General features: G+C 65.7%; 10 protein-coding genes. 2 read left to right on the top strand and 8 right to left on the bottom strand.

Going from position 1 to position 12,976, the window contains the following annotated elements:
- Nucleotides 1–46: 46 nt before the first annotated feature.
- From I3J27_RS00370 to ubiE, 7 genes are all read right to left on the bottom strand, one after another.
- Nucleotides 47–364, bottom strand: a complete 318-nt coding sequence (locus tag I3J27_RS00370; RefSeq protein WP_270164191.1) for a PilZ domain-containing protein — start codon at nucleotides 362–364, stop codon at nucleotides 47–49.
- 88 nt (nucleotides 365–452) lie between these two features.
- Entirely contained in the window at nucleotides 453–1,973 is a 1,521-nt protein-coding gene (gene tsaE, locus I3J27_RS00365; protein WP_270164190.1) for a tRNA (adenosine(37)-N6)-threonylcarbamoyltransferase complex ATPase subunit type 1 TsaE, read from the bottom strand.
- Complete coding sequence (locus I3J27_RS00360; RefSeq protein ID WP_270164189.1) at nucleotides 1,970–4,474, bottom strand: sensor histidine kinase; 2,505 nt, start codon at nucleotides 4,472–4,474, stop codon at nucleotides 1,970–1,972. Before I3J27_RS00360 ends, tsaE begins: the two co-directional genes overlap by 4 nt.
- A 191-nt stretch (nucleotides 4,475–4,665) precedes the next feature.
- On the bottom strand, nucleotides 4,666–5,124 hold the full coding sequence (gene dut, locus I3J27_RS00355) for a dUTP diphosphatase (RefSeq protein ID WP_270164188.1): 459 nt from the start codon (nucleotides 5,122–5,124) through the stop codon (nucleotides 4,666–4,668).
- Nucleotides 5,121–6,572, bottom strand: a complete 1,452-nt coding sequence (gene coaBC, locus I3J27_RS00350) for a bifunctional phosphopantothenoylcysteine decarboxylase/phosphopantothenate--cysteine ligase CoaBC (RefSeq protein WP_270164187.1) — start codon at nucleotides 6,570–6,572, stop codon at nucleotides 5,121–5,123. Before coaBC ends, dut begins: the two co-directional genes overlap by 4 nt.
- 56 nt (nucleotides 6,573–6,628) lie before the next feature.
- On the bottom strand, nucleotides 6,629–8,203 hold the full coding sequence (ubiB, locus tag I3J27_RS00345; RefSeq protein WP_270164186.1) for a 2-polyprenylphenol 6-hydroxylase: 1,575 nt from the start codon (nucleotides 8,201–8,203) through the stop codon (nucleotides 6,629–6,631).
- On the bottom strand, nucleotides 8,200–8,961 hold the full coding sequence (gene ubiE, locus I3J27_RS00340) for a bifunctional demethylmenaquinone methyltransferase/2-methoxy-6-polyprenyl-1,4-benzoquinol methylase UbiE (RefSeq protein ID WP_270164185.1): 762 nt from the start codon (nucleotides 8,959–8,961) through the stop codon (nucleotides 8,200–8,202). The genes ubiB and ubiE overlap by 4 nt, the downstream gene beginning before the upstream one ends.
- An 81-nt stretch (nucleotides 8,962–9,042) precedes the next feature.
- Between ubiE and mutM the strand changes: the two genes are divergently transcribed.
- Entirely contained in the window at nucleotides 9,043–9,942 is a 900-nt protein-coding gene (gene mutM, locus I3J27_RS00335; protein WP_270164184.1) for a bifunctional DNA-formamidopyrimidine glycosylase/DNA-(apurinic or apyrimidinic site) lyase, read from the top strand.
- Nucleotides 9,943–10,300: 358 nt separating this feature from the next.
- On the opposite strand, the gene I3J27_RS00330 is transcribed toward mutM, so the two are convergent.
- The gene (locus tag I3J27_RS00330; RefSeq protein ID WP_270164183.1) at nucleotides 10,301–11,038 is read right to left on the bottom strand and encodes a nucleotide-binding protein; all 738 of its coding nucleotides are present in this window, start codon (nucleotides 11,036–11,038) and stop codon (nucleotides 10,301–10,303) included.
- Nucleotides 11,039–11,280: 242 nt separating this feature from the next.
- Between I3J27_RS00330 and ggt the strand changes: the two genes are divergently transcribed.
- Complete coding sequence (ggt, locus tag I3J27_RS00325) at nucleotides 11,281–12,960, top strand: gamma-glutamyltransferase (protein WP_270164182.1); 1,680 nt, start codon at nucleotides 11,281–11,283, stop codon at nucleotides 12,958–12,960.
- Nucleotides 12,961–12,976 lie beyond the last annotated feature (16 nt).

The raw sequence follows: 12,976 nt of genomic DNA, 5'->3' as shown, positions 1-12,976 counted from the left end.
ACCGCCTTAACCACCCGCCGTGACGGTTGTACGACGGGTGTTGCCGTCACGCTCCAACGGATGTGGAACGCACCTTTTTCTTCTTGTCGCCGAGCTTGAGGAAATTGACGCCGATCTGGTCGCCGTTGACCCAGGCCAGTTCGCAGCGCCGGTACGCAAGTCCTGTCGACGACAGCAGGAGAAAAAATTCCTTCAGATGCAGGCCTTCGACCGAACCATCGATGGTCAGCTTGGCGCCGCTTTCGGAGACGTCCTCCATGGTGCAGTCGCGCCGCCAGGTGCCGTCGATCCCCATCATCTGGGCCGGTATCCCGCGCTCGAAAATAACCCGGCTATTGCCGCGCTGGTCCGTCTTCGCCGCCATCTGCCTTGCTCCAGCCCCGTATGTGTCCGGCTGCCTGGGCGTCGATGATACCGATGCGATGGCTAACAGCCGGTAAATCGGTTCCAAATCAGCTTCGGGGCGGCGGGACGTTGGCGAGATACCAGTCGCGCAAGGCGCCAAGCGCGGGATGTGCCAGCGAGCGCTGGAGATAGGTCCAGATCCGGGGCTGATGGCGAAGGTAGTGCGGCTTGCCGTCGCGGCGGTTGAGGCGGGCGAAGGTGCCGAGCAGGCGCGTGTTCCGCTGCGCCGACATGATGGCGTAGAGCTCGGCGAAACCGGCCGCATCGAAGCTCGCATCATCGGTGCGGCGGGCCTTGATGTAGCGTGACAGCAGCGTCAGCTCGATAGTCTCGGGCACGTCGATGCGCGCGTCCTGAAGCAGCGAGACGACGTCGTAAGACTTCGGGCCGAGCACCGTGTCCTGGAAGTCGATCACGCCGACGCGTTCGATGCCGGTGCGGTCAGCGAGCCAGATCAGATTGGGCGAGTGATAGTCGCGGATGGTCCAGGTCTTCGGCGCGGCCAGCGGTTTCTTCAGCAGCTCGCGCCACATCGCGAAGAACTCGTCGCGCTTCTCCGCGCTGAGCGGCGCGTTGCGATCGGGCAGATACCATTCCGGCATCAGTCCGATTTCGATCAGGAGCGCCTCGGTGTCGAAGGCGGGAATGGCGTAGCTCTGCCCGTCCAGCGGCAGCGTTTCCGGCAGCGCCTTGCCATGCAGCACGGTCAGCACGTCGGTCGCGGCCTCGTAGCGCTCGAGGATCGGCCGCGGCGGATCGCCCTCGATCACGCCTTCGCTGCCAAAATCTTCGCTGATCAGGAAGCCGTGGTCGAGATCGTAATGGTGGATCGCGGGCGCCGAGATGCCTTGCGCGCGCAGGCCTTCGTCGATGGCGACGAACGGCCTGACGTTTTCAGCCAGATGCACCGCGGCGCTGTAGGATTTTCCGTTGTAGAGAGCCGCGCCGTCGGGCCGCTGCGGAGAGTTCATGAGGATGACGATCTCGTCGCCGCGCAGCAGCCGCGCATAGGAGCGCGTCGAAGCATCGCCGGCCATGCGCTTGCGCGTTGCATCCATGTAGCCCGATGCGTCGAGAAACTCGCGCAGCACCTTCAGCCGCGCAACGATGGCGGCGGCCTTGCCGTGACCGGTGATGTCGGCGGCGCGCGCATTCGAGCCCAGCGCCGGCCGGTGGGTCAGCGCGATATCGATGCGGTCCTGCGGCATCGCCGACGGCGCACGCTCCGGCCATTCGATCAGGACGAGCGTGGCATCGGGAAGCGGTGACAGCCCGATCTCCTCGAGCTCGTTCTCGTCCTCGACGCGGTAGAGATCGGCGTGCATCACGGGGAAGGGCGGCAGCTCGTAGCCCTGCACCAGCGTGAAGGTCGGGCTCGGTACTTCCAGCGCCTCGTCGTCGGCGAGGTAACGGATCAGGCTGCGTGCGGCCGCGGTCTTGCCGGCGCCGAGATCGCCGGTGAGCGTGATGACGTCGCCGGGGCCGACCAGCAGCGCGAGATCGGCCATCAATTGCGCAGTCGCCGTCTCGTTGTGAAGTGCGACGGAGAATGTGGTGGGCTCAATCATTCGGCGGCGTCGCGATGCGCCGCCTGGTCGGTCGGGAAGTCGCAGATCACGACCGTGCCGCGGCCGACGATCGAATCCACCCGCACCTTGCCGCCATGCAGCTCGACGAAGGAGCGCACCAGCGACAGGCCCAGCCCGGCGCCGCGGTGACGCGACCCCTGTGAGCGGCTTTCGAACCAGTTGAACACCTTGTCCTTCATGTCGGCAGGTATTCCAGGCCCGGAATCTGTCACGGTGAAGACCACACTGTGCTCGGTGCGGCGCGCGCTGATGCCGACGGTGGAATCCTGTGGAGAAAACCCGACGGCATTGGCGAGAAGGTTATAGAGCACCTGCACCACGCGCTTCTCGTCGCCGACGAAGCTGCCGATATCGGGCGCGATCTCGACCTTGAGGCGGATGCGGTCGGTGGCGAGCCGGTCTTGGATGCCTTCGGCGGCGAGCTCGATGGTCTTGCTGACGTCGACAGGCCCGAGTTCCAGCTTCATCGCGCCGGCGTCGATGGTGGCGAGATCCAGGATGTTGTTGGTGAGCGCCAGCAGCGCGTTGGTGGATTTGGTGACGTAGTCGAGATATTCGGCCTGTTTCGGCGTCAGCGGCCCAGTCGAGGGATCGCTGAGGAAATGCGCGAAGCCGATGATGGTGGTGAGCGGCGAGCGCAGCTCGTAGGAGACGTGGTGGACGAAATCCACCTTCATCTGGTCGGCGGTCTCCAGCGCCTCGTTGCGCTCGCGCAGCGCCCGCTCGACATTCTCGGTGTCGGTGATGTCCTGGAACGTCAGCATGGTGGCGCCGTCATGCAGCGGGCGGATCATGCCGTCGAGCACGCTGCCGTCCTTGCGCTCCAGCTTCAGCGGCACGTCGGCGCGGCTCTCGATCGAGGTGACGGCGTCGCGGATCTGGCGCCAGACGACCGCGTCGTCGAAGAGCTGATGGCACCAGCCTTCGACGGTCTGGATATGCGGCTCGTCGCGCATGGCGTCGCTGGACAGCTTCCACATCCGCACGAAGGCCGGGTTGAACAACTGCGCCTTGCCGTTGCTGCCGAACACCGCGACGCCCTCGGCGAGGCTGTCCAGCGTCTCGCGCTGGACCCGGATCATGCCGTCGAAGCGGCGGGCGAGGTCGAGGCTCTCGGTGACGTCGTCGAACAGATAGGTGACGCCGCCTTCCGGATTCGGCGTGGTGACGACGGAGAGCGCGCGGCCGTCGGGCAGGTACCAGGTGTCCTTGGCGGTTTCGACGGCGCGATAGGCCTCGTGCAGCTTGGCTTTCCAAGCCCGGAAATCCGGCTGTTCCGGCAGCTTGCGCGCGGCGCGGAGCTTGTCGAGCACGCTGGAATCATCGGGGTTGGCGTCGAGGAAGCTGCGGTCGAGGTCCCACAGCCGCCGGTAGGAATCATTGTAGAAGGCGAGCCGGCGCTGGCCGTCGAACACGGCAACGCCGGAGGAGAGCTGGTCGAGCGTGCGGCGATGCGCCTCTGCCATCCGCACCAGCGCCGAGCTCAGCCCATCGGCTTCACTGGCGTCGATGGCGACACCGACGCTGCCGCTGTCGACATTGACGGCCCGCACGTCATAGATGCGCCGCTCGCCGCCGATCACGATCGGCAGCCGTGAGGTGAAGCTGGCGGCGTCCTTCAGGCCGCGCTCCATCGCGGAACGGTCGGCACTGTCGAGCAGCTCGAGTTTGCGTTCCTGGGCATCGATGACGCTGCTCGCCTCGGTCGCCCGCACATAGGCCGGATTGGCATAGGTCAGCGCGCCGTTCTCGCCCTTGGCCCAGATCGGCCAGGGTGCGGCGGCGGCAAAGCCGCGCAGCATCTCGGTCTCGTCGGAGAGTGCCTTGTAGCGCAGATTGGTTTCGGCCAGATCGCGCCGAAGTCCCGAGAGTTCGCGAATCCTGACAATGGCCTGGCCGCCGATGGCGCGGCCGATGGCCTCCAGCGTGTGGCCGTGCGCGGTGGTCAGCGTCAGCTGGAAGCCGTCGCCGCGATCACGCAGCGCGTCGACCGCATGGTCCATCTGGAGCGCGGGTTCCGGCGGCAGCCAGGTTCCAAAGGCGAGCACACGCTGCGGAGAGGAATCGCGCGGCAGCACCAGCGAGATGTCGCCGGAAATCTGCGCGCGGTTGTCGCCGGCCGGCCAGGAGATCAGGATCTGCGGCTCGGCGAACAGCAGCGCGCCGAAGCGATCGGATTGGAGCTGGAGTTCCCCGATTCGCGCGCGCAGCTGCGCCTCGTTCTTTGCCGTGCGCACGCGCGTGCGCATCAGCAGGATCGCGGCCATCACCGAGAAACCCAGCAGCGCCAGCGCGGTGGCGAGCACCGCGAGTTCCTGCCGGTTGAAGTCCAGCATTATCGAGAGTGTGTCGACGAGGTCGGCGGCCTCAGCCGGCGCAGCCGGCAGCAGCGCTGCGAGAGCGCCTCCCAACAAGCCGTTGCGCACGAGCGATGTGCACGACAGCAGCGTCCGACGCATCGACACGATCACGCCTGACATAGTTGCCCCAAGATCGCACGGATTTGCGCGCGGCGACCCCCGTCGCGCGCGAATCAAAAGACAATACCCTCACCGCGACTCCACCGGTAAGAGTCCAGATCGTGAACGCAAAGGCGGTCCCACAAAAATGCCGGGCACAGGGTTCCGGTTGCACGTAGTTCTTCGGGGGATTCGGCTGGAATTGCCGTGCGTTAGCGGCCGGTCGAGCCGAAGCCGCCGGCGCCGCGATCGGTCGCGGATAATGTGGCCACGGGAACCAGCGCGGCCTGCACGACCGGCGCGATCACCATCTGTGCGATGCGCTCGCCGCGCTTGATCACGAACGGTGCCGCGCCGTGGTTGATCAGGATCACCTTGATCTCGCCGCGGTAGTCCGCGTCGATCGTGCCCGGCGAATTCAGCACGGTGATGCCGTGCTTGGCGGCTAGCCCCGAGCGCGGGCGTACCTGCGCCTCGTGGCCGGGCGGTAACGCGATCGCAAGTCCCGTCGGCACAAGCGCATATTGGCCGGGCGCGAGCGTCATCGGCTCGCTGTCCGGCACCGCGGCCATCAGGTCGAGGCCGGCAGCCTCCGCCGTTTGATAGACCGGCAGTGGCAAGCCCTCGGCATGCGCCAGGCGTTGCAATTCGACCGTGACTTTCGTGCTCAAGATGCCGGCTCCAAGGATTTGTCGACGGATTTGTCGGTCACGCTCTTTGCGACATGCGCGACCAGCTCGATGGCGACCTGTTCCTTGGTCATCACCGGCCAGGAATCAACTGCGATCTCACTATCCTTGCGACTTATCAGATGCACAGTGTTGCGGTCGCCGCCCATCACGCCCGTCGCGGGCGAGACGTCGTTGGCAACGATCCAGTCGCAGCCCTTGCGGGCCAGTTTCGATTTGGCGTTGTCGATGAGGTGCTCGGTCTCGGCGGCGAAGCCGATCACCAGCGGCGGACGCTGGTCGGTCAGCTTCGAGATCGTGGCGAGGATGTCGGGGTTCTCGACCAGCTGGAGCGGCGGCATGCCGGCCGAGGTCTTCTTCAGCTTCTGCTCGCCTTCATTGGCGACGCGCCAGTCGGCAACCGCGGCGGCGAAGATCGCGATGTCGGCGGGAAGTGAGGCCTGGACCTGCTCCAGCATCTGCCGGGCCGATTCCACGTGCTTCACCGTCACGCCCTGGGGATCGCTGAGCTCGACCGGACCGCTGACCAAAATCACCTCGGCGCCCGCGGCTTGGGCCGCGGCGGCAATGGCAAAGCCCTGCTTGCCGGAGGAGCGGTTGGCGATGTAGCGCACCGGATCGATCGGCTCATGCGTCGGCCCCGCCGTGATCAGCACGCGCTTGCCGGCGAGCGGGCGCGGCACCGGCGGCCGCAGCAGGCGCTCGGCGGCGGTGGCGATCTCGATCGCCTCCGACATGCGGCCGACACCGGCTTCGCCCGCCTCGGCCATCTCGCCGGAGTTCGGCCCGATCAGCACCACGCCGTCGCGCTGGAGTTGCGTGACGTTGCGGCGCGTCGCCGCGTTGTTCCACATCAGCGGATTCATCGCCGGCGCCAGCAGGATTTTCCGATTGGTCGCGAGCAGGATGGCGCTGGCGAGATCGTCGGCATGACCGTTCGCCATCTTCGCCATCAGGTCGGCGGTCGCCGGTGCCACCACGATCAGATCGCACTCGCGCGCCAGCCTGATATGGCCGGCATCGAATTCGCTCTGGGGGTCGAACAGGTCGGTATAGACGCGCTCGTGTGAGAGGGCGCTGACCGCCAGCGGCGTGATGAATTGCTGCGCGGCTTTGGTCAGCACGCAGCGGACCTCGATGCGCCGCTCCTTCAGCCGCCGGATCAGGTCGAGCGATTTATAGGCCGCGATCCCGCCGCCGATGATCAGGGTGACGCTGGCCTCGGGAACGGCACCGGTCCGTTGAGGCGTGGGGACGGTGGATGCGGCCGGCGGAACCGCAAACGGCGTCAGCGGCTCCTCGCGGCCCTCGATCAGCTCGCCCAGGATGACCCGGACCTCTTCCTCAACCGATCTGCGGTTTTTCGCCGAGCGCAGGCGCAGATAGGTCTTGATGCCCTCATCGAGCTTGCGGATGGTCAGGCTTGCCACAGCGCCCTCCAGCACGAAATGATAGCGATGCTATCATCCGATTGATTGCAGTGCAATCAAAGATTCCGGACGGCGATCAGGATTCCGATGAAGGTGGCGGCGATGATCCAGAGCGCGACGGTGCGCCAGCGGTTCTTGCGGCCTTCGCTGCGGCCCATCGCGGCGATGCTCTCCGGCGACAGCCGGATGCCCTCCCGCGTCATGGTCTCGAGCTGTTCGAGCACCAGGACGGAGCGCTGTGCGATGTCGGGCAGGCGCATCAGCACGCGGGCAAGATCGCCGCCGCCGGCCAGTGCGCCCTGCACCCGTCCGATCGGTCCGAGATTGCGCTCGATCCATTCGCGCACCACGGGGTCGGCGACCTTCCAGATGTCGAGCTTGGGATCGAAGCCGCGCGCCACGCCCTCGACCACCACCATCGTCTTCTGCAGCAGGATCAGCTCGGGCCGCGTCGTCATGTCGAACAGGCCAGTGACCTCGAGCAGCAGCGTCAGCAGCCGCGCCATCGAGATTTCTTCGGCGGTCCGGTTGTGAATCGGCTCGCCGATGGCGCGGATGGCTTGCGCGAAATTCTCGACCGAGTGATGCGCGGGCACATAGCCCGCTTCGAAATGCACTTCCGCCACGCGTCGATAATCGCGGGTGATGAAGCCGAGCAGGATTTCGGCGAGAAAGCGCCGCTCCTTCATCCCGAGCCGGCCCATGATGCCGAAATCGACCGCGACGAGGCGGCCGGCGTCATCGAGGAAAAGATTGCCCGGATGCATGTCGGCGTGGAAGAAGCCGTCGCGTAGCGCGTGACGCAAGAAGCTCTGGATCACCTTGCGGCCGAGATCGGGCAGGTCGACCTGCGACTCTGCCAGGCGCTTGTGATCGTTCAGCGCGATACCGTCGATCCACTCCATCGTCAGCACGTTGTGCGTGGTGCGGTCCCAGTCGACGGCAGGCACGCGAAAATCAGGATCGTCGCGCGTGTTCTCGGCCATCTCCGAGAGCGCGGCGGCTTCCAGCCGCAGATCCATCTCCATCGCGACCGAGCGCGACATGGTGTTGATGACTTCTATCAGGCGCAGGCGCCGCGCCTCGGACGAATAGGCCTCGGCCTTGTGCGCGACGAAGAAGAAATCGGAGAGGTCGCGGCGGAACCGTGACGCCACGTTCGGCCTGAGCACCTTGACGGCGACGGCTCTTCGGATGCCGCTGCGCTCGACCTCACCGCGATGCACCTGCGCGATCGAGGCGGCCGCGACCGGCGGGCCGAAGGTGACGAAGACGTCCTTCAGCGGCCGCTCCAGCGAGGTCGCGATCGTCGCCTCGGCTTCTTCCTGCGGGAACGGCGGCAGCCGATCCTGAAGGCTTTCGAGATCGCGCGCCATGATGAAGCCGACCACGTCGGGGCGCGTTGCCAGAAACTGGCCGAGCTTGAGATAGGCCGGGCCCATCCGCGTCAGCGCGCGCGAGATTCGCGGTCCCTGCTTGACACCGCGGCGTTCGACGATGCGCGCAAGCTTCAACGCCAGTTGCCCCGGCGGCGGCACCAGGCTTGGATCGACCGAGCCGAACACGCCTTCGCGCGCAAAGACGAACGCGGCGCGGATCAGGCGCGCAATGTGGGTAAAGGCAGAGATCACAAACGCCAGCCCGAATGCAGTGCGACGATGCCGCCGGACAATGTCTGCCAGCTGACGCGGGAAAAGCCGGCCTCGCGGATCATGTCGGCGAAGGCGGCAGGCTTCGGAAACTTGCGGATCGACTCGACGAGATACTGATAGGACTCGGCGTCGCCCGTCACCATGCGGCCGAGCGGCGGGATCACCTTGAACGAGAACAGGTCATAGAGGCGATCGAGCCCGGGCATCTCGACGGTGGAGAATTCCAAGCAAAGGAAACGGCTGCCGGGCTTCAGCACGCGATAGGCCTCGCGCAGCGCCTTGTCGATCTCAGGCACGTTGCGGATGCCGAACGCGATCGTATATGCATCGAAGCTGCGGTCGGCGAAGGCGAGCGCTTCGGCGTTGCCTTCGACGAAATCGACCTGGGTGTCGAGATGGCGCTTGGCGGCACGCTCACGGCCGACCTCGAGCATCCCGGAATTGATGTCGCAGACGATGGCGTGGAAGGCTGGGCCTGCTGCCTTGGCGGCGCGGAACGAGATGTCGCCGGTGCCGCCGGCAACGTCGAGCAACGCGAATGGCCGGTCGCCCCTGGGCGGGTTCAGGGCGTTGATCATGATGTCCTTCCAGCCCCGGTGCAGGCCACCGGACATCAAATCGTTCATCAAGTCATAGCGCGACGCCACGCTGTGAAACACATCGTTCACCAGCGTCTGCTTGTCCCCCAGGGGGACGTCCCTGAAGCCAAAATGCGTGGTTTCGCCCGGCCGATCCATTACTCTGCTCCACTGGGCGGACCATAGCGCGGCCGCCGCAATGGCGCTATCACACCGCCCTCATAAGGTGAATGCCTGACCATGCCTGAATTGCCCGAAGTCGAGACCGTCCGCCGCGGCCTTCAGCCCGTCATGGAGGGCGCGAAAATCCTCGATGCCGAGGCCCGCCGGCCGGACCTGCGGTTTCCGTTCCAGCCGGACTTCGTGGCCCGGCTGAAGGGGCAGGTCGTCACGGGGCTCGGCCGCCGGGCAAAATATCTCATGGCCGATCTCGCCTCCGGAGACGTGCTGCTGATGCATCTGGGCATGTCGGGCTCGTTCCGCGTCATCAAGCCGGACAACGAGGCTGCGCCCGGTGAGTTTCACTATCCGAAAGGCAAGGACTCCACGCACGATCACGTGCTGTTTCGGATGTCCTCGGGCGCCGACATCGTGTTCAACGATCCGCGCCGCTTCGGTTACATGAAAGTGATCGCGCGCAACGCGCTCGAGGATGAGCCGCTGCTCCGCGACCTCGGCCCCGAGCCGCTCGGCAACGAATTCGACGCCGCGATGCTGGCGCGGTCCTGCGAAGGCAAGACTACCAGCCTGAAGGCCGCGCTGCTCGACCAGCGCGTGGTCGCCGGTCTCGGCAACATCTATGTTTGCGAAGCCTTGCATCGCTCGCATCTGTCGCCGCGCCGGATCGCCGCGACGCTCGCGACCAAGGGTCGCAAGGGCGTCGGCGGCGGCGAGCCGACCGATCATGCCAAGCGATTGGTGAGTGCAATCCACACCGTGTTGAACGATGCGATCAAGGCTGGAGGATCGTCACTGCGCGACCACCGCCAGACCTCGGGCGAGTTCGGCTATTTCCAGCATTCCTTCAAGGTCTATGACCGCGAAGGCGAGACCTGCAAGACGCCCGGGTGCGGCGGCACGGTCAAGCGCTTCACCCAGAACGGGCGGTCGACCTTCTGGTGTCCGAAATGTCAGAAATGAGGTAGTGCCGTAGCCCGGATGGAGCGCAGCGTAATCCGGGATCTTCGCGCAACGGAAACAGGCGTTCCGGATTGCGCTTCGCTCCATCCGGGCTACGGGAGCGAATTCTCGGCTCGATCGCCAAGCTGCAGCAACAGACTCCGTCATTGCGAGGAGCCCTTGCGACGAAGCAATCCAGACTTTCTCCGCGGAGAGATTCTGGATTGCTTCGCTGCGCTCGCAATGACGAGTGGATAGAGCTTTTCAAAAAAACGCGAAGCGAAGCAGTCCGGCCGGGCTGGTGGCCGGATTGCTTCGTCGCTTGGGCTCTTCAACCGGATAGCGAAGAGCCCGTCTGGCGCCGGAGCGATCGCCCCGCTCAGGACGCCAGTGTTTCGTCCGCCGCAAGCTCGGCGGCGACGTGCAGCAAGCCGTCCGTAGCCGAGATGACCTGGTCGATCAGGGTGTGGGTGGTGGCCTCGAGCTCGAGCCGGGTCTCGATCCAGCGCCAGAGGCCGCGGATCTCGTCCGCCGACTTGCCGTTCGGCGCGAATTCGCTGACGGCGAGGCCGCTCGCGAGCGAGTCCTGGTGATCGTTGCGCATCACGATCAGCGGGCGCGCGAGCACCTCGGCGAGATCGAGCGCGGCTTCCTCGGCGAGGGCGTTGGCGGCGTTGTCGATGCGCTGACCGCGGATCGGCGTCTGGTTCAGGACGAAGCTGTAGGGCCGCTTCCAGGCGCGCGCGACGCTCAGCGTCGAGACGGTCGCCTCGATGTCGGCGACGCTCGGGCGGGCCGGAATCAGGCAGAGGTCGGAATGGCGGATCGCGGCGGTGGTGGCGGCGGACAGGCCGGCCGCGGTGTCGACGATCGCGAGCTGGAGGCCACTGTCGGCCAGCATCTTCAGGCGCGGCGCGATGTCGGCGGCGTGATAGATCGGCTCGACGACGAGGTCGTCATTGTTGCGGCGGCGCTGCCAGTTGGACAGGGTGCCCTGTGGGTCGGTTTCGATCAGGCGGACGGTGAAGCCGGCCTGCTTGGCTGCCAGCGCGAGGCCAATGGCGAGGGTGCTCTTGCCACTGCCGCCCTTTTGGGTGGCCAGTACGATCGTGTGCATTTGAAGGTCAATCCTTTGGAGTGCTTGGGTCTCGGGATAACGCCACGCGAACGTGCATCGCTTGGCGATGCTGAGCTCTTCTCGCTCAGGACGTGCCGGCCCGATCCAAAGGGGATCGCGGAGGTCCGAATCAACGATGACAAAGATGGCAGAATCGGGAATGCCAGCTAATCCGTACCATTACTGGACCCGTAATCGTGCGTATGATGTGCTCGCCGCCGTGAACAAAAGGAACGAGCGGCATGGGCGGAAACTGGCGCGACCGGACGGCAACCACCTTTGAATGCCAGAAGATGCCGGCGGTCTCGAGCCGCGGCATGGTGGTCAGCAATCATCCACTGGCCTCCAGCGCCGGCGCTGAAATGCTGGCGGCCGGCGGCAACGCCATCGACGCCGCGATCGCAACCCTATTCACGCTGACCGTGGTCGAGCCGATGATGGTCGGCATCATCGGCGGCGGCATGGCCCACATAAGGCTCGCCGACGGCAGCCACCGCTTCATCGACGGCCAAAGCACCGTGCCCGCGGCGGTGCGCGACACGACCTACACGTCGAAGCCGGGCTCGGCGCATGACGTGTTCGACACTGTCGGTAACGAGAATCTCAACGGGGCGAAGGCGGTCGCCACGCCGGGCTCGCTGAAAGCCTGGTGCGAGACGCAGCAAAGATTCGGCACGATGAGCCTCGCCGATGTCATGCAGCCCGCCATCAAGCATGCCGCGCGCGGCTATGCGGTGACGCCGTACCTGCATGAATGCATCAGCGAGTGCGCGGCCGAGATGCGCAAGGACAAGCCGATCGCGGCGATCTATCTGCCTGGCGGCGAGCCGCTGAAAGTCGGCGAGCGCGTGGTGCAGGCGGAATATGCCGAGACCCTGCGCACCATCGCAGACCACGGCGAGGCCGCGCTCTACGAGGGACCGCTCGGCGACATCCTCGCCGACTACATGGAGAAGACCGGCGGCTTCATCCGCCGCAACGATCTCGCCAATTACAAGACCGTCGAGCGGCAGCCGATCCGCGCCGATTATCGCGGCTGGACCATCTTTGGCCCGCCGCCGCCTGCCGCCTCCGGCGTGCACATTGCGCAGATGCTGAACATTCTGGAAGGCTACGACATGGGCCGCCTCGGCTTCGGTACACCGGAGACCATCCACTATCTCGCCGAAGTTCTCAAAATTGCCTTCGCCGATCGCGCCGCGGCCAGCGGCGATCCTGAGTATGTCGGCGTGCCCGTGGAGAAGCTGACGTCGAAGGCTTACGCCGAAGAGCGCCGCCGCGCCATCGATCCGACGCGGGCGCAGGCCTGGGGCGCCGGCGTGTCGCAGCTCGAAGGCGCGCACACCACGCATATGACGGCGGCCGACGCCTTCGGCAACGTGGTTGCGACCACGCAGACCATCAACAATCTGTTCGGCGCCAAGATCATGATCCCGGGATTGGGCGCTATTGCCAACAACTACATGAACCTGTTCGATCCGCGTCCCGGCCATGCGCTGTCGCTGGCACCGGGCAAGCGCGTGACCACCTCGATGTCGCCGATGATGGCGCTCAATGGCGGCAAGCTGCGCTACGCGCTCGGTCTGCCCGGAGGCAAGCGCATCTTCCCGAGCGCGATGCAGGCGCTGGTCAATCTGATCGACCATGGCATGACTTTGCAGGAAGCGGTCGAGGCACCGCGGGTCTGGACCGAGGGCAATGCGCTCGAAGTCGAGCAGAACGTACCGGAGAGCGTGCGCGTAAAACTCGCGGCGCTTGGCCACAAGGTCCAGCCCGTCGCGACCGTCGCCGGCGGCATGAACGGCATCGCCTTCCACGACGACGGCACCATGACCGGCGCCGCCTGCTGGCGCGCGGACGGCACGCCGGTCGGGATTTCGGGAGGGCTTGCGAAGAGTGGGATCAGGTTCAGGCTGAGCTAGGTCTCGTGCCCAGACG

It is taken from the genome of Bradyrhizobium xenonodulans (assembly GCF_027594865.1).
GTDB lineage: Bacteria > Pseudomonadota > Alphaproteobacteria > Rhizobiales > Xanthobacteraceae > Bradyrhizobium > Bradyrhizobium xenonodulans.
Note: the sequence above shows the minus strand (reverse complement) of the source record. Positions and strands in the feature narration are given on the sequence as shown.